Source organism: Erwinia magellanica, assembly GCF_039023495.1.
GTDB lineage: Bacteria > Pseudomonadota > Gammaproteobacteria > Enterobacterales > Enterobacteriaceae > Erwinia.
On sequence record NZ_JBCHVC010000002.1, the window covers coordinates 114,357 to 134,785 of the forward strand.

Consider the following 20,429-nt stretch of genomic DNA (forward strand, 5'->3'; position numbering starts at 1 on the left):
ATCCGCTATCGATAGATGAAAAAGTTATAAATAAACCGGAATGGTTATATTCGCCCAACCCTGGCAAGGCTCTACTGGGTGAACGTTATCCAGAGCCAGGGGGAGACGCCGATAAAGTTATTCAACATATGCAGAAAAATGGGAAGCCTGAGTCCGCCTGATAACAGTCTGGCATAACAGAGCAGCAGTGAGAGGGCGATCAGCGCAATCAGCGTCTGAAAATGGGTGTACTGCGTATGCATAGCAGCAAAACCGATGGAAGTCAGCAGAGCACAGGCCAGGCGTTGCCTGGGCGCCCAGAGCAGAAGTCCCTGCATCAGGAATCCGCGAAATACTATCTCCTCAAACACCGGGGCCAGCAACACCACGGCCAGGGAAAAAAGGATCACTCTGCTTCGCCCTTCACCAAACTGACCGCCCGTCCAGCTCTCCTGCGGCAGATAAAAGGATTGCGAAGCGATCAGGCCGAGCAGCAGCAGGCTGAATAGCGCTGCCTGGCGCCATGAGAAGGTGCCGAACGGGATATTGGCATAGTGCCTGGTATACCAGCGATAAAGCGGCACTAATGCCAAAAACTCCACCACGCAAAGCAGAGGCATTAACATGCCCTGTGCTGCCAAAGCGGAATAGCCCGGTAACGCACTCACTAACAGAGTAAGGGTGTACCAGACAAGGCACATTCCCATGCAGAGTAAGGTGCATGTCACTTTGTCAGCATGATTGTTCATTGCACTCATTCTCTTACGGCTATCGGGGGATGGTAACAAGCGTCGGCAAAGCTGTCGAGATGCCCCAGTTCCTGCAAAAACCTCCTAAATTGTTCCTCTTCCAGGCCGATAGTGAGTAGACGATCGCGTCTGGAGGACGAGAGGACCAGCGATTTCTTTTACGCCATACGGCACTTACCAACATGGAGGGTTGAGTAGCCTGCTTGATAAGGTCCCGAGTTGATGAAATACCCCCCTGTAGTTAGCCCGCTGCCAGCCGCAGACGGGCATAAAACGACCTTTTTTACCCGGCGACTCCTGATGTCGCTGACGCTGTTGTTAAGCAGCGTGCTGCTGCTTTCCATGCTGATGGTGGTGGGCATCGCCTGGCGTCAGAATGAAGATGCTGTGAAACAGGAGACATTTCTGTTGCAGAATGCCTGGAAGGAGAGCCGCCAGAGTATTCTGACTGACATACGTGATTACGCCTTCTGGGGCGAAGCCTGGAATAATCTGCATCTGAAAGTCGATCGCACCTGGGCATTTAACGAGCAAAACTTCGGTCCCGGCCTGTTTACTGAATATCACTATGAAGGCGTCTTTGTTGTTGATGGCGAGGGCCGGACCAGCTATGCGGTGATCAACGGCAAGCTCTCTGATATTCAGCTGGAAAGCTGGCTGGGGATCCATACTGCGCCCCTGATCCGCAGCGCGCGTGCACTGGCAGAGGAGCAAAGCGCGCTGACGCAAAACGCGTTGGTAGGATCCACGCCAGCCATCGTGGCCGCAGCGCCCATTACCACGGGTAAAGTGCCGGGTCTTGAAATGAAAAAAGGCCCCCCTTCGGTAATGGTCTTCGTTAATCGTTTCACCCCTGAAAAACTGAAAGCTTTTGGGACCAGCGTCGGTGTACTTAACGCCCGCGTTCCCAATAATACGCAGGACTTTTTTTTACCGCCTTTGCTGAATGAAGAGATCGCGGATGATAATCCTCTTGTGATTCGCTGGGACTCCAGCGAGCCAGGCGGCAGCCTGCTGATGTTTTTGTTGCCGATGCTCTTTATAACGGTGGTGATTATCGGGCTGGCGGCCCGGCGCGTCATTAATCATGCCATGCACAATGCTGCGCTTTCCGATGACCGCTTTGACCAGCTGGTACAAAGCCAGCGTGAACTGGCAGCCAGTGAGTCGCGCTTTCGGGACGTGGCGGAAACGGCCTCCGACTGGATTTGGGAAACGAATGCTCAGGGAGTCCTGATTTACCTGTCGAAACGGTTTGCCGCCGTCACGCATTATGATGTTTCCCACCTGCTGGGACACTCCATAGATAAGATCCTGCAACATGATGACCAGGCCGTATCAGAGTGGATCTTCCAGCAGCGTGCGGATGGACAGCGGCACGTGTTGCGCTGCTTTTCAGTCACGGCGCTGGGAGCAACCCGGTTATGCGATCTGATCGCCAACTCCGTAGAGCTAAACGGGCAGATTGTGGGCTATCGCGGCACGGTTTCGGACGTGACGCGTGAGGTGGAGGCTCAGGCCAGGGTTCACTATCTTTCGCAGCATGACGCGCTGACAGGTTTACCTAACCGGCTTTATATGAGTGAGTTTTTACTCAGCCGGTTACAGGCGCAGCCTACTCCAGCGCGCCCACTGGTGCTGATCAGCCTGGATCTGGATAATTTCAAGCCGATCAATGATACCTGGGGGCATGCTGCCGGAGATTGTGTGCTGAACGAGGTGTCGCACCGTCTGCGGAGCGTGCTGAAGGCGGGGGATTTGGTCTCCCGCCAGGGAGGCGATGAGTTTATCCTGATCGTATCCAATCTTCACGGCGAGGAGGAGATTAGCCAGTGCTGTCGCCAGCTGCTGGATGAAATTCAGCGTCCTTTCTGGCTGGGCCAGCACGAGATCTTTATCGGCGCCAGTCTTGGCATTGCGCTGGCACCAAAAGATGGCATGCAGGCAGAAGAGCTGCTGCGCCTGGCCGATATTGCCCTCTATAAATCCAAGCGTGAAGGGCGAAATCGCTGGACCTGGTACACGGCAGAGATGGCTGAACAGCTGAACAACCGCCGGGAGCTGGAGTGCAACTTACGCAAAGCCATTGGCGGGGATGAGCTTAAGCTGTTTTATCAGCCTCGTTACGATCTGAAACAAGGGCGGCTGGAAGGGGGAGAAGCGTTGATTCGCTGGCAGCATCCGGTAACAGGGATGATTATGCCAGACGGCTTCATTCCGCTGGCTGAAGAGACCGGCCTGATTATTGAGATCAGTGACTGGGTGCTTAACCGTGCCTGTAAAGATGCCATGAAGTGGCCTGCGCCGATGTATGTATCGGTGAATATCTCTCCCGTTGAGTTTCGTAGCGGCCAGCTTGCCGCTCGCGTGGCTAATGCGCTTAACACCAGCGGCCTGGCGCCGGATCGGCTTGAGCTGGAGATTACCGAGAACATTACGCTGGAGAATCCACAAAGCGCGCTGGAGGTGATGCAGGCGCTGAAAAAACTGGGTGTCAGGCTGACGGTGGACGATTTCGGCGCAGGCTATGCTTCGTTGAGCTACCTGAAAACCTTCCCGTTTGACGGCATGAAAATGGATCGTTCTTATATGAACGATTTCCCCCATTCACCGCAGGCGCTCTCTATCGTGGAAGGGATTATCGGCCTGGGCAAAGCCTTCTCTCTGACGGTGACGGCAGAAGGGATTGAAACACGGGAACAGTTGAAAGAGCTACAGGCAATCGCCTGTCAGGAAGGGCAGGGCTACTATCTTGGCAGACCGATGCCGCTGGATCGCTTCCAGTTGCTACTACAGGAAGAGCCAGTACTGACGGTTTGATGGCAACGCGCAGCAATAAAAAAGCCCGTGAAAACGGGCTTTTTACTTAACGGACACGCACCGCTACAAAGGTCATAACGATGGCGAAAAGGACAAACAGCGTCAGTTCCATATCATCTCCTTTCTGAGAATATTCCTAAATTATAGCGCTGGATAACGGTGATAAAAGGCGCAGTTTGTGCGCTTTCGACCCGGATCACAGAAACAAATCGCTGCTGAAAAATGCGATTATCTTCCGGCGACAGGCTCTGTTAGGCTTTGGGGGGTAAGAACTCAACGCACAGGAGAAAAATCATGAAGTTATATGGAAAATTAGCCGTTATCGCTGCGCTTGTAGCCTTGACAGGGTGCCAGACAGCAGCGCAAAAAGGGGGAAGTTCAGCCTCAGCAGATCCGGAAGCGGATCGTTGTGGCGCTTCGGATTATCAGCGCTATGTGGGTAAACCTCTCTCCTCAATAGACGGCCTTCGTTTTGACCATCCTGTCCGAGCCATTCCTTACAACTCCGCCGTCACCATGGATTTCAACCTCAACCGGCTGAACTTTATGGGTGATGCGCAGGGCAACATTACGCGTGCCTATTGCGGCTAAAGCCATGATTGCTGCCATGCCTGCACGCTAAAAATGGCGAATGCATGCGGTGTCACCGCTATCCTGCCAGTAAAGATGTTTTAAAAAGGAATGAGCGTGTCACACGCATGCAATATGAATCAGGTAGGGTAGCGGCTGATAAAAGTGATCTCTGGTCACGGCAAAAGAGAGGCAATACTCGTCTTATTCCCGCCTGGTGCGGGTTTTTTTTGCCGGGAATTTACCGAGAGGTGAAACTCTCTACAAGAGAGAACCTGTAAGTCAGGGCGAGCATAAATAAGAGAAGAGTTTCAGAGGCTGCTCATGGCTCTTTTTCTTCCAACAGCTGGGTCAGCAAATTACGATAGCCTTGCAGCATCGCTTCATCCACTTCGCCCTCAAGTTTGGCTATTACCGTGGCAATAATGACTTTGCTGTTAGTTGGCCTGCCATGACGCATTAGTTCGGTCATTATAGCCGCCAGAAGTTCACTCTCTTTGGGCGCGTGAAAGGCCGGACTATTAAAATAGTCAGTAATTGCCCGGCCTGCGCCTGGTGAGTGATGTGCCATAGTAAACCTCCGGAATAACGCCATCGAAAGCCCCGTGGCTCTCCGATGTGATCAGGAAATTAAACTTTTCTAAAATTCGGCCCGAATTGCCCAGAACAGGCATTCGCTACTTAGCCTGAATAATAATCAGGCGGGGATTTTAATTACTCTAGATGGCGGCGACAGGAAATCCAGTAACAATCAGAAATATTTTTCATTATGCTTTTTTAGCAGCGCAGCGGAGCAGGCCAACCGCGGCCCGCTCTCTCTCCTCTCCGTGATAAAAGAGAGAATTATCCCTGGCCTGGCCAGTTGATGATCACTTCTGTTACCCCGTTGATCAGGAACTGCACTCCCATACAGACCAGCAGGAACCCCATCAGGCGAGAGATAGCTTCAATTCCTCCTTTACCGACCAGGCGCATAATGGCACCGGAGCTGCGCAGGCTTATCCAGAGGATCACGCTGACGCTCAGAAAAATTAAAACTGGTGCAACGGTAATAACCCAGGGAGAGAAAGTATTGCCATGGTGGACGGTAGAGGCAGCACTGATGATCATCGCCAGCGTCCCCGGCCCTGCGGTGCTTGGCATAGCGAGAGGAACAAAGGCAATATTCACCGCTTTGCGTTCCGTGATCTCATCCAGCTTGTGTTCAGCCTCCATGGAATGGCCAGCCTGCTGCTGGGGAAACAGCATGCGAAAACCGATAAATGCCACGATCAGCCCGCCAGCCATACGCAAGCCAGGAATGGAAATGCCAAAGGTATTCATCACGGCATTTCCCGCATAGTAGGCCACGGTCATGATAATAAAAACGTAAATAGAGGCCTGCAACGCCTGGCGATTCCTTTCGCGATAATTCATATCGCCCGCCAGCCCTAAAAACAGCGCCACGGTGGTTAACGGATTTGCCAGCGGCAGAAGAACCACCAAACCAAGACCAATCGCTTTGAAAAGCTCAAACATGCATTTTTTCCTTAATGCCAGATTGTCAGGAAATCATCATGCCTCAACCCGGCTTGATTGCGTAGCCTGTGCTGAAAATGGCTGCCCTGAGGAGAAGTTAAGAGGGGGAAAAGGGGTAAAATGGTTAGTGAACTGTAAGAAAACTGTAGTTCTGTTTGTTAATTCCTACCTGCTTAAAAATAGCGCTAAAATAATTTATTATAAAAAACAGTGTGTTAAATATTATTTGGTTTTTTTTGTGCATCAGGGCTTGTACTGCATCCTCTGTTATGAGTAAATGCATCGTCGGTTTTGAAACAGACAACGTATGCGAGCAATTTTAGTAAAGCAGTTTTCAGTTAAAGCGCTATCTTTGATATCTCTTCTTCCTGACTTCCTTCTTAAGTGCCTCATAAGTCCACCCTGTTGACAAACCCCGTGCCCTTTGCGGCTTAATACTTATTGAAGGAAAGACAAATGTCTAACAAAATGACTGGTTTAGTAAAATGGTTCAACGCTGAGAAAGGTTTCGGCTTCATCTCCCCAACCGACGGCAGCAAAGACGTATTCGTACACTTCTCTGCAATCCAGAACGGCGGCTTCAAAACGCTGGAAGAAGGTCAGAAAGTTGAGTTCTCTATCGAAAACGGCCAGAAAGGCCCAGCAGCTGCTAACGTAACTGCACTGTAATTCGAGAACTTTTTGCCAGCGGTCAGGTTACCTGAGCTGACTGGTGAGAATACGAAAACCCGCCCCTGTGGCGGGTTTTTTGCGTTTCTGCTTCCTGCTCTGCTGCACCCGTGGCCGACACGCCAGCAAAAAATAGGGCGTTACCGGTATAATTCGCCTGCTAATGAGGGGATCGTCTGCTTCAGCTGGCGCCATCCCAGGTTAAAACTTCAAAGTTATCCCTGACGCGTTATTTGTCACTCATCGCTAAAACCTCCTTGTTACACTTTGCTTTCGCACTTTTGCCATAAGGCTTTTTGTACAACAAGATGGAATCCTGGAAGGTTAACCTCGTCTCAGTCTGGTTCGGCTGCCTCTTTACCGGCCTGGCCATCAGCCAAATCATTCCCTTTCTGCCTCTCTATGTTGAGCAACTGGGGGTAACCGATCCCAGCGCCCTGACGCTCTGGTCCGGGCTTATCTTCAGCGTCACCTTTTTAGTCTCGGCTATTGTTGCGCCGATGTGGGGCAGCCTTGCCGACCGCAAAGGTCGTAAACTGATGCTGCTGCGCGCCTCGCTCGGCATGGGCGTGGTGATCTTTCTCCAGGCTTTCGTAACCGATGTCTGGCAGCTTTTTTTGCTGCGGGCGCTGATGGGGCTGACCTCGGGCTATATTCCTAATGCCATGGCGATGGTGGCGACTCAGGTGCCACGGGAGCGCAGCGGCTGGGCGATGAGTATGGTCACCACCGCGCAGATTTGCGGGGTGATCATGGGGCCGATGATGGGAGGCTTCCTTGCGGACTGGGTAGGATTGCGCGCCGTATTCCTGATCACCTCTGCGCTACTGCTCACCAGTTTCCTGATTACCCTGTTCCTGATTAAAGAGGGCGGTCAGCCGCGGGTTAAAAAAGAGGACAACATGACCGGCAGCATGGTGTTCCGGACGCTGGGCAATCCTGGTCTGATTATCAGCCTGTTCCTGACTACGCTGGTGATCCAGCTCTGTAACGGCTCTGTCAGCCCGATTCTGACGCTTTTTGTCCGCCAGCTGGAACCCGATGTGCAAAACATCGCCTTTATCAGCGGCGTGGTGGCTGCCATCCCCGGCGTCTCGGCGCTTTTTTCTGCGCCTAAGCTGGGTAAACTGGGCGACCGCATTGGCGCGGAACGTATTCTTTTTGCGGCGCTGATACTGACCTTTGTGCTGTTTATGGCGATGTCCTGGGCAGGCAGTGCTTTCCAGCTCGGAGTGTTGCGTTTTCTGCTCGGCTTTGCAGAGGGGGCGATGATGCCAGCAGTGCAGACGATGCTCCTGCGTTACTCCAGCGATCGGGTAACCGGACGTATTTTCGGTTATAACCAGTCGTTTATGTATCTGGGAAATGTGGTCGGGCCGCTGATTGGCTCTGGCGTCTCGGCAATAGGCGGCTTTCGTTGGGTCTTTGCCGCAACGGCGGCCGTGGTGCTTATTAACACCGTTCAGCTTATTGTAAGCTGGCGCAACCGCAAAAGGGTAGGGGCTAACCAGACCTGACGGATTACCCGCCAGGTCACGCCTGTTTAACGTGCTTTCAGGGTCAGCTCGTAAGCATAATGGCTGGCGGAGAGCAAAAATTCGGGGCTGACGCTTGGGCTCCAGGAGTCATCACCGCCCACACCCATATGGTAGCCATCCAGATGTAACCAGCACCCTTTCTCTTTCTGTAACAGATGGCGATGGGTTACTTCCCGTAATTGCTCCAGGCTATAGCGGCTGAGTGAAAAGTGGAAATTGCCGGTGACGTTTATGTTACCGGCATCCAGGATTTTAGTGCCACAGCGCAACCCATTTTCACCAGGGAAGATGTAAGGGGTATAGAGATACGCCTGCGGTCTTGTCCACCGGGAAAACTGGGCAGCACTCTGGCGGTCGGGGTAATTCTCATGCGGCCCCATTCCCAGCCAGCTTACTTCCTCTACCTCTTCAGAGAGTTGGCAGCGAAGGCCAATCCTGGCGGGAGGCGGCACACCATCTGCCAGGGAAACTTTCACCGAGATATGCATCTGGCCTGACTCATCAACGAGACAGGTTTTTCTGCTCAGGAACTTCAGCTCGCCCTGGATCTGCCACGCATGAACCGAGGTCAGCTGAACACACCGGCTGAGCCTGTCGGCTTGCAGATCGAGCAGCTCGCTTTCAAGCTGATTAAAACCAGCCCGTTGCCAGCGCTCAACCCAGGCATTGGGATCGGGATTGCTGACTTCGCTGATACCGATATCGTTATCCAGCGGCGCCCGGATAAAGCAGTCACGCAGAGGCGTAAGTAACTGTGGCTCCTCGTCAATCAGCCATTGTGTCAGTTCACCGCTAAGGCGGCAGAACTGCCAGACCTGGTTAAGGTGCCGGATGAGAATGAGATCCTCACTGTGCTCAAGCGTTGGCGTAACAGGTTGCAGCGCAGGCGACGGAGGGGCCAGACGTGACGGAAGTTTCCACTGATCCCAAGCCACGCGATGATTTTCTGCTGACCAGTCGGTGGCCTGTGGCTGAATAACTTCAACATTCAGCCACACTTCTCCGCTCAGATCAGGTTTCTCTCCGGCACCGACGATCAGGCTGCCTTCCGGCGAAAGGGCCAGCGCCTGCTCGCCGCCAGAAATTTTTACGCCGTTATGCTCAAGGGACCAGCGCAGGATTTCGTTATCGCTGTGGCGGAACAGATACTCGCTCCGGATACGGAATTTCAGCGGCCCGGTGCTTAACAGCGAAAACTGGAAAAATTGCTGTGCATGCTGCGCCTCGAAAAGCGAAGGATGGGGAGTACGATCGGCAAAAACCAGGCCGTTCATACAGAATTGCCTGTCGTTAGGCGTATCGCCAAAATCGCCGCCGTAGGCCTGCCAGGGATTGCCCTGGCTGTCGTAACGGGTCAGGCTCTGGTCGACCCAGTCCCAGACAAACCCACCCTGTAGTCGGGGGAATTCACGAAAAGCGCGCCAGTATTTTGCAAACCCGCCCAGGCTGTTGCCCATCGCGTGCGCATATTCGCAAAGGATCAGCGGACGGTTCTCTTCCGGCAGGCCAATCCATTTTTTCAGGGACCATTTCGGCACCGCTTCAAAAGGTTGATCCTGATCGACCCTGGCATACATCGGGCAGATAATGTCGGTGGCGGAGGTATCTGCACCGCCACCCTCATACTGTACGGGACGGGTGGGATCGCTGCTTTTTACCCAGCGCCACAGAGCATCATGCGTGCTGCCGTGGCCAGACTCGTTGCCCAGTGACCAGATAATAATGCAGGGATGATTACGATCTCGCTGAACCATTCGGGTTACGCGTTCGCTGAACGCATTGAACCAGAGCGGATCGTCAGAGAGCCGGTTCATCGGCTGCATGCCGTGCGTCTCGATATTGGCTTCATCCACCACATAGAGGCCGTAACGATCGCACAACCGGTACCAGAGCGGATGGTTCGGATAGTGGGAACAGCGCACGGCGTTGAAATTATGCTGTTTCATCAGCTTGATGTCGTGGATCATCGTCGCTTCATCCATCACCTGACCCCGCTCCGGATGATGCTCGTGACGGTTGGTTCCCCGGATCAGCAAAGGTTTGCCGTTGAGTTTCAGCAGGCCGCCTTCAATCGCAATCTTTCGGAAACCGACGTCATAAGCTTCCGCTTCGACAAGTTCTTCCTCTGCATTCAGCAGCGCCACGGTAACGCGGTAGAGGTTCGGCGTTTCGGCACTCCATAAATCAGGCTGCTCTACCTTAAGCGCCAGCGTTGTGCGGTCGGTATACCGGCCCCGCTCATCAATGATGCGGCTACCCAGCGGCTGACAAACACTTCCCACCAGATCATCCTGACGCCAGAGCTGCACTTGAATTTTACTGGTCGGGGAGGTGGTGGCGGAACAGATGGCAAGAACCTGGAGCTGCGCTGAGTGATATTCCGCGCTCAGGTGCGTTTCAATCTGCACATCCGTTAAGTGCGCCAGAGGTTTGTGGAGCAAGCTGACGTCACGAAAGATGCCGCTCATTCGCCACATATCCTGATCTTCCAGATAGCTGCCATCACTCCAGCGCAGCACCATTACTGCCAGCCGGTTCTCTCCGGCAGCCAGCACTGGGGTGAGATCAAATTCGGCCGGAAGCCGGCTGTCCTGGGAATAACCCACAAACTGGCCGTTGCACCAGAGATAAAAGGCGGAGTTCACCCCTTCAAACTGAATACGCGTCTGGCCACTGAGCAGCCAGCTGGGGTCGCACTGGAAACTCAGCGAATAGCATCCGGTAGGATTTTCCCTGGGCACAACGGGAGGGGTAACGGGGATCGGGTACTGCACGTTGGTATAGATGGGGGCGTCAAAGCCTGCCAGCTGCCAGTTGGAGGGCACCTGCACAGAAGTGGCATCAGCCAAATCTTGCCACAGCCAGCTATCGGGTACCTGTTCCGGCTGAGAGAAATAGCTGAACGTCCAGCTTCCGTTCAGACAGCGCCGGCTGGCGCTGGGGATATCTTCTCTGGCCGCTTCAGTAGTACGCCAGCTTGAAAAAGGTGGATGCATGGGCAGGCGATTGAGCTGCGTAACGTTGGGATTTTCCCACTCGCGTCGTAAGAGCTGCTGTTGCAGGCCAGGTAAAGCGGCTGTTTTCATCAACGATCCCCTTAAATGTTATGCGCTCACATTGCGCTGAGTTCAGGCTGATGTAAAGAGAATCGTCAGCATCCTGCGAAGCAGATCGTTTTAACAGGCGCGCTTCATACCTACGCACGCTGAGTTTTTTAAGCATTGATGCAGGGTTCTGACAGGAAAACGTTAAGCGTGGTTTCCGGCGGTAAAACTGGCCCTGAACAGGATGATTCTGCATTGAAGGGGCGCAAGTCCAGGCTTACTATCAGCGCCAACGTTACCATGAGGAAATAACGATGAGTCGTGTCATTAAAGCTGTAAGTATTGTTGCACTGGTCACCGCGTTAAGCGGCTGTATCTTCCCGCCTCCGCACGGTGGCGGTGGGGGCCACGGCGGCGGCCCTCGTGGTGGTTTCAGCCAGGGTTACTAACTTCCTGAACCGGAGGTCAGTAGCCTCTGGTTTATTCTGATCAAAGGCATTACCCGTGGAAGAAAACGCCAGCACGATGATTTTATGGCAGTTAAGCGCGTGGCATTTCGCAAAACGGAAAAATGATAGCCTTTAAGTGGTTAAGTGACGAAATTATCTCATAATTATCAGTTTTCTTTTTTTCAGCACAGTGATAACTTCATGCTTTATTTCGCTGAGATGTCCGCATGAAAAATCTTATTGCAGAACTTCTGGTTAAGCTGGCGGAAAAAGAAGCTGAATCCAAAGAGCTGGTAGCGCAGGTTGAAGCCCTGGAAATTGTCGTCACGGCACTGGTACGTAAACTGGATAGCCAGCAGTTCCAGGAAATGACGCAGAATATTACCTCCGCGATGGAAACGGCCTCACATACCCCAATGGTTAATCCCGAAGATACCAATTTGCTGGAAAACTATATTCAGCGCCTTTTGCTTCACCCCCGCCAGTAACGCTCCCCGGCCCGTCACCTCGCAGTAAGCGGTGACGGGCTTCTGCTGTTAATAACTCTTTCCCCTGCTGGTCTGTTAGTGAGCGTTACGCTGCTATTAATATTTTCTTAAATTTTTAAAATTACTATAAAACATAGGGTTATTTCCTGTTTTACGGTTCCGTTATTTTTACTGCTGGTCACTCTCCCTGTAAATGCCAGGCTTATTAGCCGTGATGATAAATAAAAATAAAGAAGGGAGAACTGTCGTGAGCTATCAAAACGCCATTGTTTTACAGGATTTACCCGAGCTTAAGCCGGTAAGAGTGCCCATTGGCGAAACGGGCATCATTCTGATTCGTGAGCAGCAAACCGTAAAAGCTTTTCAGAGCAACTGCCCACATGCTGGCGCGCCCCTTGAGCAGGGCGCAATTTATGAGGGAAGACTGGTCTGCCCCTGGCACAAAGCAAATTTCAGTCTGGCAGATGGCAGCATGTGCGAGCCGCTGGCGCTGAGCGATCTCAAGCGCTATCCCGTCAGAGTGGAGAATGGCATGGTGCAGGTTGATCCCGAACCGCTGCCGCCGCTCGTCTCCTTTGCCGCTGACCAGCAGCAGCCTGTCTATGTGATTCTGGGAACGGGCGCTGCGGGGGCGGCGGCGGCCTGGACACTGCGCCGTGAAGGCTTCACGGGCAAGCTGATTCTGGTGGATCGTGAAAGCGAGGCACCCTATGACCGCACCGTTCTGACTAAATTTGTTCCTTCAGGCAAGATGGAAATCAGCGAGGTGCCGCCCTTGCTTCAGGAAGACTTCGCGCCTTTTGCTGAACGTATTCAGGCAGATGTGGAACGGTTGGACACCGCAAAGCGGCTGCTTCATTTTGCCGATGGCGAAACCTTAAGCTATGACAAACTGCTGATCGCCACTGGCGGCATTCCGCAGCGCCCCGATTTTGAGGGCAAAGCGCTGTTTGGCGTCCATGTGCTGCGCAGCATAGAACAGGCCGACACCCTGCTGAACGAAATTGATAAAACCAGGCGGCTGGTGATTATTGGCAACAGCTTTATCGGTATGGAGCTGGCTTCGGCCCTGCGGGCGCAGGAGATTGAGGTGCAGGTGATTGCACGCGACCCGCTCCCCTTTAAAAAGCAGTTTGGTGAGCAAATTGCGCGCTATTTCCGTGAGCTTCATGAAGAGAACGGCGTGAAATTTACGGAAGGGGAGATCGCCTCACTGCAAGGGAACAACGGACATGTCACCGCCGTTGTACTCAAGGATGGGCAGATCGTACCGGCTGATATCGTACTTCTGGCCACCGGCATCGCGCCAGGCACATCATTTATTCATGATATTCCCCTGAATGAGGATGGCAGTCTGACCACCAGCGAGACGCTGAAGGTGGCTGACGATGTCTGGGCCGCCGGGGATATTGCGACTTTCCCCACCGCTACAGGCACGCTGCGGATTGAACATTTTCGCGTCGCGGAACAGCAAGGGCGGGTTGCAGCGAAAAATATGCTGGGAGAGAACGATCCCTGGGATCGGGTGCCGTTCTTCTGGACAACTCAGTTTGGTACGCGCTATGAGTATGTTGGTCACGCTGGGGAGTGGGATGACTATCAGCTGTTCGGCTCGTTGCAGGAAAAGAAATTTGTGGCGCTTTACGGGCAGAAAGGGCAGCTGGCTGCGGTCACCTCCTGTGGCATGTACACCTTTACCGCAGAGCTGGTGCTGAGAATGCAGAAGCCAGTGACCCTGGCGGAAGCAGCAGCGCTGGCGGAAAAAGCCCTTTACTGACGGCGTTGGGAGAGTTCTGAATCGCCCAGGAAAGTTGTGGGCGGGAGCGCAGCGGTGCCTCCCGCCATCATCCCAGCGGTGGGGAGATTGACCTCCCCTGGCGACAGCTTCCCCGAAGGTAAGGCTCGCCCGACCGCTGGCGCGCGTCAGTTTTTACTCATTCGTTCCGATTTCGCCATACATTGCTGCATCGCTTCCATTACCGCCGCACGGAATCCTTTCTCTTCCAGTACCTTTACCGCTTCAATCGTCGTGCCGCCGGGAGAGCAGACCATATCTTTGAGTTCTGCCGGATGCTTGCCGGTCTCCAGCACCATCTGGGCCGACCCTTTTACGGCCTGAGCCGCAAACTGGTACGCCTGCGCCCTGGGCATGCCACCCAGCACCGCCGCATCAGCCATCGCCTCAATAAACATAAATACATAGGCTGGTGCTGAACCACTCACGCCCACCACTGCGTGGATCATATATTCCGGTACCAGCTCTGCCTTGCCGAATCCGCGGAAGATAGTGACGATCTCATCCGCTTCTTCTTTGGTCACCAGCACGTTTGGCGTGACCGACGTCATGCCCTGGTTTACCAGCGCTGGCGTGTTCGGCATTACCCGCACCAGTTTCCTGTCGTGTCCCAGCACCGCCGCCAGCGACTCCAGCGTGACGCCAGCGGCAATCGACACCACCACCGTCTCTTTATTCAGGCTGCCTGAAACCTCTTTCAGCACGTTGAGAATTACATTAGGTTTTACCGCGCCAAACAGAATATCTGCCTGCTTAGCCACCTCTTCGGCGCTGGAGCCTGGCGTAATGCCGTACTTCTCCTGCATCGCCTGGTTAGTCTCGGGCTTATGGTCAAATACCCAGATGTTTTCAGGCTTAACCTCTCCGGCTGAAACCAGTCCGCCAATAATGGCTTTGGACATATTGCCGCAGCCAATGAAGCCGATTTTTTTTTCCACGGTAGCGCTCCCTTTTCTGTCAGTTTTTCATTGGGTTCTAGCTTACGTCATTCCCCACCTTAATCCACCTTCAGCTAAGCTTAAGCGACTAAAGATGCAAGGAAGAGAGGGTGTATGAATCCTGACAGGCAAGATGAAGAACGAAGTCGTGACTATCCAATCCAGGAAAATATGCGCTGGCAGCGCGTGGAGTGGCGCATCCAGAAAATTGGCGGCATCCTGCTGCTGGTACTGGTCATACTCGGTGCCTGTGGCCTCTTTTCGAAAGGCTTTCTGAGCGATGGCGTGGTCACCTCTTCAGATGGCGCGCTGCGCGTTGAATATGAGCGTTTCGGCCTGCGGGACAGCGATATCGCCATGGCCATCCGGGTCAGACCCGCTCATCACGATCGCTTCACGCTGACGCTGAGCGGCGAAGAGATGGATAACTTCCAGATCCAGTCTCTGCAACCGCAGCCGCAGCAGGCGGTGAGTAAAAGTAACAGCCTGGTGCTGATCTATTCATCATCGAGCTTCAGGGAGGGCGCGACCGTCTGGATTGGCTCCCAGGCGCAGCAGTTTGGGCGCTATCCCGTGACGGTCACGCTTGACGACGCTACCAGCGTGCACTTTACCCACTGGATCTACCCCTGAGGAGGCAACATGGAAACGGTATTACGCGCGGTCAGTATGTACCTGGTGCTGATGGTCGTCCTGAAGATAGCCGGACGACGAACGCTGCTGGAGATGACCTCTTTTGATCTGATTTTACTGTTAATTATCAGCGAGGCTACCCAGCAGGCGCTGCTGGGCAATGACTTCTCTGTTACCGGCGCCACACTGACTATTATTACGCTGATCGCAGTGGATATCCTGTTTGGCATACTGAAATCCCGTTTTCCCCGGCTTGATATGCTGATTGACGGGGTTCCGCTGATTCTGGTTGAGAACGGGCGCTTTTTACCGGAAAGAGCAAGAAAAGCGGGGATTTCACAGGATGACATCATGAATTCCGCACGCAGTACAGGCGGCCTGGAACGGTTAGATCAGATTAAATTTGCCATTCTGGAAAAGAACGGCAAGATCTCTATCATTCCCGTAGCCAATGAATAAGGAAAATGGCGATGCCAATCTGGGTGGATGCCGATGCGTGCCCGAAAGTAATCAAAGAAGTGCTCTATCGCGCTGCCGATCGTGCGCAGATGACCGTCACGCTGGTGGCTAATCAGCCGCTTAGCGTGCCGCCCTCGCGGTTTATCACTACTCTGCGTGTCCCTGCTGGCTTTGATGTGGCGGACAATGAAATTGTACGGCGTGCCGAAGCGGGCGATCTGGTGATCACGGCGGACATTCCGCTGGCGGCAGAAGTGATGGAGAAGGGCGCTGTTGCCCTGAATCCTCGCGGTGAACGCTACAGTGAAGCCACGATCCGCGAAAGACTGACCATGCGTGACTTTATGGATACTATGCGGGCCAGCGGTATACAAACCGGGGGGCCAGCCACGCTGAATCAGCGTGACCGGCAGCAGTTTGCTAATGAGCTGGATAAGTGGTTGCAGAACCAGAAAAAGAAGTAGAGCAAACGGGTGGGAAGCCCCACCCGCTAAGCGACTTACAGAAAACTGTCGTCGTCGCCAAAATCATCGTTGTCGAAACCATCCGTGCCAAAGCCGCTAAAATCATTGCTGTTGTCCTGCTGGAAACCCGCATCCTGACTGGCAAACTGGCCATCATTTCCGTTGAAAGTATCAAGATTATTATCAAAGCTTTCCTGCGGCGCTGGCTCATTGATGATATTAACGATCTCTTCCGGCTGAGAGTGGTGGAACATGCTGGTCAGCATATCTGCCATCACCACACCACCGGCAACGCCGACGGCGGTTTGCAGTGCGCCACCCAGGAAACCACGCCCGGCTGAAGGCGCGGCGGCCTGTGGAGGGGGAGCATAAGCTGGCTGCTGTTGCGGCGGAGCGCTGTTCCATGCTGACTGCTGCGGCTGGGCAGGCTGTTGCTGCCGCTGATTGCCGCCGCCAAACAGGTTAGAGAGGAACCCACCACTGCTCTGCTGAGGCTGCTGCGACTCTGCCAGTCTGGCTTCCAGTTCGCTCACCCGGTTGTTTAGCTGCTTCAGGGCTGCTTCCTGAATCAGGATAGATTGCGCCATATAGTAGGGCGCTCCTGGCTGCGCCTGAAGCTGCTGCTGAATCAGTTTTTCTGCCGCCGCATCACGAGGGCCAGACTGCGTTTCCGCCTGTTTTAAACGGCTGAACAGACTTTCAATTAATTGTTGTTCCTGGTTCTGCATGGGGCTTTCTCCAATACGGATGATAGCTACTATATTGAGGCCAGCCGCAGGAAAGTAAACGCGCTTCGGGTAAGGAAATGTTGCAAACCACGCCCGCTTTTGCAGTAGGTGTAAAGATGGCATTACAAGGTGTAAATATCTAAAAAGTAAGGTTTTTAGCGGGGTTTTCTCCCTTCAAGGTGTAAAGAAAAATTGACTGCTGGTGGCGGGATAAAATTATCGGTATGATGCGACACAAAGTTAATCACTACTTGCCAGCCGCCGTGGAAACTGCCCGCGACGTCAAGGCTGAGGACTTGCAGGTTATGTCGTTACCCCTTTATCTGATTGGCGCACGAGGCTGCGGAAAAACAACCGTTGGCCAGGCACTGGCTGACGCACTGGGTTACGCCTTTAGTGATACCGATCGTTACCTTCAGGAGATCACTCAGCGTAGCGTGGCTGAAATCGTCTCCACCGAGGGCTGGGAAGGGTTCCGCCAGCGTGAAACGCTTTCATTAAAAGCGGTAACGGCCTGCGGCACGGTGATCGCGACCGGCGGTGGCATGGTCCTGGCTGCGGAAAACAGAAAGTTTATGCGTGAGCATGGACGGGTAATCTATCTGCATGCGGAAGCGAGCGTACTGGCCGCGCGGTTGCAGGCTTACCCTGAGCAGGCACAGCGGCCAACGCTGACAGGTCGGCCCATTGCCGATGAAATGGTGGACGTGCTGGCATCGCGTGATGCGCTTTACCAGCAAGCCGCACACTGTGTAATCAACGCCATGCAGTCTCCGGAAAGGGTAGTGGAAGAGATCATTACAATGCTTTCTCTGGCCCGCGCGAGCTAAAGTCTCTGCAAAGCGCACCGACTTCCTGAGGTTTTTCCTGTCTTTGTCTATACTTAGTGTTACACCAGCTTGTCCGGGCGTTTCCGCTGGGCAGTTTGTTTCATTCTGACTGAGGAGAGATTTATGGCAGGTCGACCGCCGTATCCACGTGAAGCTCGAATTGTTCCGGTAAAAAAAGGCACTACTGAAGAAACTGTGACCCGGTATGAACTGCGTGCCGATCACCCGAAACCGGATACCCTTATCAGCGAGCATGAAACAGAGCAGGAAGCGCAGGATGCGAAAGCCCGGTATGAGGATCAGGAAAAAGAGTGATCCCGGTCTGGCAGGGAAGCCAGTCAGCATTGGCTGCGATTTTTGCTTGACCCCATAGCTGCATCATCATATTTTTTTCACTCTATTAAGCGTTGATTCCCGCAGAATAAACCTTTAGCTCTCCCTTAGCCTGAACTGGACAGATTAGTGACAGATCTCCTGAAAAATACCCTTTCACCTCCGGCGCCTTCAGCCCTTTCAGGCAGAGCTGTAATGCCTTCACTGTCCCTACTTTCAGGCTCTGATATTGGTAAGGAGCCAGCGGTAGCCCCCGCTGAAAAATCGACTTACGGGGAAAGTAAAATCATGAACCACGCACTTGCAACGCTCACCTTGGGCCATGCAGCACGCAGCGATCTCCACCCCCTTTTACTTGAACACCTGCCCGAAGAACAGATTGTGTACGTCGGCCTGCTCGATGGGCTGACGGCAGAGGATATCGTCCGGCGCTATGGGGCGGCAGAAAATGAAAAAGTAGTAATGACGCGGCTTGACGATGGCACGCATGTGGCGCTTTCAGCGGAAAAAGTTGAAGCGGCGCTGCAAAATCAGATCCGCGAGCTTGAACGACAGGGCTTCGAGACTATTCTGATGCTGTGCAGCGGGCACTACAGCAACCTCTTTACCGAACGCGCTGTTCTGCTGGAACCTTACCGTATTCTGCCGCCGCTGGTCGAGGCGATAATCGACGGCCACCAGGCAGGCATTGTAGTGGCCAGAGAAGAGAATATTGCTGAGCAGGCACGTAAATGGAAAAGCCTGGCGCAGCGGCCCTATTTTGCCGTGGCCAGCCCGTGGCACAACAGCGATGATGAGCTGATAGATGCGGCACTGCTGCTACAGGAGCAGGGTGCAGATGTCGTGTTACTGGACTGCTTAGGCTACCATCAGCGGCACCGTGATTTTTTACAGAAATTGTTGGGAATCCCCGTGCTGCTGTCCAATGTGCTGATAGCCAAACTGGCAGCGGAACTGCTTGTGTAAACGAGACCTTCTCGGCACTTTACACTGTTCTGTTTTCTCTGAATTTAAGGATGCTTATATGCTCAACGTCAGTGAGTACTTCGACGGAAAAGTGAAATCAATTGGTTTCGACAGTGCCAGTACCGGGCGCGCCAGCGTAGGCGTGATGGTGGAAGGCGAATATACGTTTAGCACGGCTCAGCCGGAAGAGATGACGGTGGTCAGCGGGTCGCTGAAGGTGTTGCTTCACGGGGAAACGGAATGGAAACTCTATGAACCAGGCCAGGTCTTTAACGTGCCGGGTCACAGTGAGTTCTATCTTCAGGTGGCAGAGCCTTCATCCTATCTTTGCCGTTACCTGAAAGATTAATAATCTTTTTGGCCTGGTAGTCGCCCCGGCTACCATGCTGTAGCCGGGACGTTAACGCATTGTATGACGCAGCAGATTAACGCTGCGCTTCGCCACCTAATGCTTCAACTGTATTGCTTACCAGCGCTGCCAGTTCGCTGGTCATCAGAATAAAGTCTGCATCAAAGCGCGCCTGAACATCGTCGCGATCGATATCATCATTCTGTTCCCGCAGCGTGTCAGCAAACTTCAGGCGCTTCAGCGAGCCATCATCAGAGAGCAGCAGCTGAACGCGTTCCTGCCAGTCCAGCGCCAGCTTGGTCACCAGCTTGCCCGCTTCAATATGGTTGGCTATCTCATCACAAACCAGATCCTGCTTCTTGCAGCGGATCACACCGCCATCTTCCAGCAGGGCTTTCAGCTCCGCTTCATCCATCAGCGTAAAGCCGGCAGGCGTTTCACCCGAGCGAACCCATTCGGTCATCGTCAGCTCGATAGGGCTTTCCAGCGTCAGTGGCACCACCGGCAGCGAACCCAGGCTTTTACGCAACAGCGCCAGCGTGTCTTCCGCTTTTTTGGCGCTGGCGCAGTCAACCATGATCAGATTATTGACGGTATCGATCCACAGGAAAGTCTGGTTGAAACGGCTGAAGGCACGCGGCAGCAGGCTGTGCAGCACTTCATCTTTCAGCGAGTCTTTCTCGGTCTTCTTCAGCTTGCGCTGCTGCTCGGCTTCCAGCTTGCTGATTTTGGCTTCCAGCGCCTGTTTAATCACCGGCGAAGGCAGGATCTTCTCTTCCTTACGTGCGCAAATCAGGATTTGACCGTTATTAACGTGGGTCAGCGCATCGCCACGCGGCCCCATCGGCGACACCCAACCGGTTTTCGCCATATCCTGGCTGCCACAGGGAGTGAAAGTGAATGCCTCAAGCTGTTTTTCCATCTCATCCACCGCCAGTGGGATTTCGCGATTCAGACGATAGACCATTAAATTCTTAAACCACAGCATTATGCTTTCCCTCTCTGGCGCGCATCAGGCGCGCTAATTTTAAGTCAGCGCGCATGATAGCGAATCGGCGGCGGCGTTTCATTGCCTTTCCGCCTCTGGCCTTCTAAGGTAAAAGAGAGACC

At 53.5% G+C, this 20,429-nt stretch carries 21 protein-coding genes; 14 read left to right on the forward strand and 7 right to left on the reverse strand.

The window, feature by feature from the left end; genetic code table 11:
* Nucleotides 1-71: 71 nt before the first annotated feature.
* On the reverse strand, nt 72-728 hold the full coding sequence (locus AAH450_RS07585; protein WP_342909694.1) for a CPBP family intramembrane glutamic endopeptidase: 657 nt from the start codon (nt 726-728) through the stop codon (nt 72-74).
* Nucleotides 729-950: 222 nt separating this feature from the next.
* Here AAH450_RS07585 and AAH450_RS07590 point away from each other — a divergent pair, with 222 nt between their 5' ends.
* Together AAH450_RS07590 and AAH450_RS07595 are read left to right on the forward strand one after the other, a co-directional pair.
* Nucleotides 951-3,548 (forward strand): bifunctional diguanylate cyclase/phosphodiesterase, encoded by a 2,598-nt coding sequence (locus AAH450_RS07590; RefSeq protein ID WP_342909695.1) that lies wholly within the window; start codon nt 951-953, stop codon nt 3,546-3,548.
* Nucleotides 3,549-3,842: 294 nt separating this feature from the next.
* Nucleotides 3,843-4,139, forward strand: coding sequence for an I78 family peptidase inhibitor (locus AAH450_RS07595; RefSeq protein WP_342909696.1), 297 nt, complete (start codon nt 3,843-3,845; stop codon nt 4,137-4,139).
* A 301-nt stretch (nt 4,140-4,440) separates the two neighbouring features.
* Here the strand turns inward: AAH450_RS07595 and AAH450_RS07600 are convergent, their stop codons facing one another.
* Nucleotides 4,441-4,689, reverse strand: a complete 249-nt coding sequence (locus AAH450_RS07600; protein ID WP_342909697.1) for a biofilm development regulator YmgB/AriR family protein — start codon at nt 4,687-4,689, stop codon at nt 4,441-4,443.
* Nucleotides 4,690-4,961: 272 nt separating this feature from the next.
* Nucleotides 4,962-5,636 (reverse strand): MarC family NAAT transporter, encoded by a 675-nt coding sequence (locus AAH450_RS07605; RefSeq protein WP_342909698.1) that lies wholly within the window; start codon nt 5,634-5,636, stop codon nt 4,962-4,964.
* A 456-nt stretch (nt 5,637-6,092) separates the two neighbouring features.
* Here AAH450_RS07605 and cspE point away from each other — a divergent pair, with 456 nt between their 5' ends.
* Nucleotides 6,093-6,305 carry a transcription antiterminator/RNA stability regulator CspE gene (cspE, locus tag AAH450_RS07610; RefSeq protein ID WP_013200976.1) on the forward strand — a complete coding sequence of 71 codons (213 nt, stop codon included), beginning with the start codon at nt 6,093-6,095 and terminating at the stop codon, nt 6,303-6,305.
* Between the two features lie 308 nt (nt 6,306-6,613).
* Entirely contained in the window at nt 6,614-7,822 is a 1,209-nt protein-coding gene (locus tag AAH450_RS07615) for a multidrug efflux MFS transporter (RefSeq protein WP_342909699.1), read from the forward strand.
* A gap of 26 nt (nt 7,823-7,848) precedes the next feature.
* Here the strand turns inward: AAH450_RS07615 and AAH450_RS07620 are convergent, their stop codons facing one another.
* Nucleotides 7,849-10,929: a beta-galactosidase gene (locus AAH450_RS07620; protein ID WP_342909700.1), complete on the reverse strand. Its 3,081-nt coding sequence runs from the start codon at nt 10,927-10,929 to the stop codon at nt 7,849-7,851.
* A 272-nt stretch (nt 10,930-11,201) separates the two neighbouring features.
* On the opposite strand from AAH450_RS07620, the gene AAH450_RS07625 reads away from it, so the two are divergent.
* The 3 genes from AAH450_RS07625 (at nt 11,202) to AAH450_RS07635 (ending at nt 13,601) form a co-directional block, all read left to right on the forward strand.
* Complete coding sequence (locus AAH450_RS07625) at nt 11,202-11,336, forward strand: hypothetical protein (protein WP_342909701.1); 135 nt, start codon at nt 11,202-11,204, stop codon at nt 11,334-11,336.
* 227 nt (nt 11,337-11,563) lie between these two features.
* Nucleotides 11,564-11,824: an anti-adapter protein IraP gene (iraP, locus tag AAH450_RS07630; RefSeq protein WP_342909702.1), complete on the forward strand. Its 261-nt coding sequence runs from the start codon at nt 11,564-11,566 to the stop codon at nt 11,822-11,824.
* Between the two features lie 247 nt (nt 11,825-12,071).
* Nucleotides 12,072-13,601, forward strand: a complete 1,530-nt coding sequence (locus AAH450_RS07635) for an FAD-dependent oxidoreductase (protein ID WP_342909703.1) — start codon at nt 12,072-12,074, stop codon at nt 13,599-13,601.
* Between the two features lie 146 nt (nt 13,602-13,747).
* Here the strand turns inward: AAH450_RS07635 and proC are convergent, their stop codons facing one another.
* Complete coding sequence (gene proC / locus AAH450_RS07640; RefSeq protein WP_342909704.1) at nt 13,748-14,557, reverse strand: pyrroline-5-carboxylate reductase; 810 nt, start codon at nt 14,555-14,557, stop codon at nt 13,748-13,750.
* Between the two features lie 114 nt (nt 14,558-14,671).
* Between proC and AAH450_RS07645 the strand changes: the two genes are divergently transcribed.
* From AAH450_RS07645 to AAH450_RS07655, 3 genes are read left to right on the forward strand one after another with little or no spacing between them, the layout of a single operon-like run.
* On the forward strand, nt 14,672-15,190 hold the full coding sequence (locus tag AAH450_RS07645; RefSeq protein WP_342909705.1) for a hypothetical protein: 519 nt from the start codon (nt 14,672-14,674) through the stop codon (nt 15,188-15,190).
* A 9-nt stretch (nt 15,191-15,199) separates the two neighbouring features.
* Nucleotides 15,200-15,649 carry a DUF421 domain-containing protein gene (locus AAH450_RS07650; RefSeq protein ID WP_342909706.1) on the forward strand — a complete coding sequence of 150 codons (450 nt, stop codon included), beginning with the start codon at nt 15,200-15,202 and terminating at the stop codon, nt 15,647-15,649.
* Between the two features lie 11 nt (nt 15,650-15,660).
* Nucleotides 15,661-16,113 carry a YaiI/YqxD family protein gene (locus AAH450_RS07655; protein WP_342909707.1) on the forward strand — a complete coding sequence of 151 codons (453 nt, stop codon included), beginning with the start codon at nt 15,661-15,663 and terminating at the stop codon, nt 16,111-16,113.
* A 35-nt stretch (nt 16,114-16,148) separates the two neighbouring features.
* Here the strand turns inward: AAH450_RS07655 and AAH450_RS07660 are convergent, their stop codons facing one another.
* On the reverse strand, nt 16,149-16,841 hold the full coding sequence (locus tag AAH450_RS07660) for a DUF2076 domain-containing protein (protein ID WP_342909708.1): 693 nt from the start codon (nt 16,839-16,841) through the stop codon (nt 16,149-16,151).
* A 305-nt stretch (nt 16,842-17,146) separates the two neighbouring features.
* Between AAH450_RS07660 and aroL the strand changes: the two genes are divergently transcribed.
* The 4 genes from aroL (at nt 17,147) to ppnP (ending at nt 19,319) form a co-directional block, all read left to right on the forward strand.
* A complete protein-coding gene (gene aroL / locus AAH450_RS07665) occupies nt 17,147-17,671 on the forward strand; it encodes a shikimate kinase AroL (RefSeq protein ID WP_342910362.1) in 525 nt (174 codons plus the stop codon).
* A gap of 123 nt (nt 17,672-17,794) precedes the next feature.
* Nucleotides 17,795-17,986: a YaiA family protein gene (locus tag AAH450_RS07670; protein ID WP_342909709.1), complete on the forward strand. Its 192-nt coding sequence runs from the start codon at nt 17,795-17,797 to the stop codon at nt 17,984-17,986.
* Between the two features lie 306 nt (nt 17,987-18,292).
* Nucleotides 18,293-18,970: an AroM family protein gene (locus tag AAH450_RS07675; RefSeq protein WP_342909710.1), complete on the forward strand. Its 678-nt coding sequence runs from the start codon at nt 18,293-18,295 to the stop codon at nt 18,968-18,970.
* A gap of 58 nt (nt 18,971-19,028) precedes the next feature.
* Nucleotides 19,029-19,319: a pyrimidine/purine nucleoside phosphorylase gene (gene ppnP, locus AAH450_RS07680; RefSeq protein WP_342909711.1), complete on the forward strand. Its 291-nt coding sequence runs from the start codon at nt 19,029-19,031 to the stop codon at nt 19,317-19,319.
* Nucleotides 19,320-19,395: 76 nt separating this feature from the next.
* Here the strand turns inward: ppnP and rdgC are convergent, their stop codons facing one another.
* Entirely contained in the window at nt 19,396-20,307 is a 912-nt protein-coding gene (gene rdgC / locus AAH450_RS07685) for a recombination-associated protein RdgC (RefSeq protein ID WP_318789872.1), read from the reverse strand.
* Nucleotides 20,308-20,429: the final 122 nt, after the last annotated feature.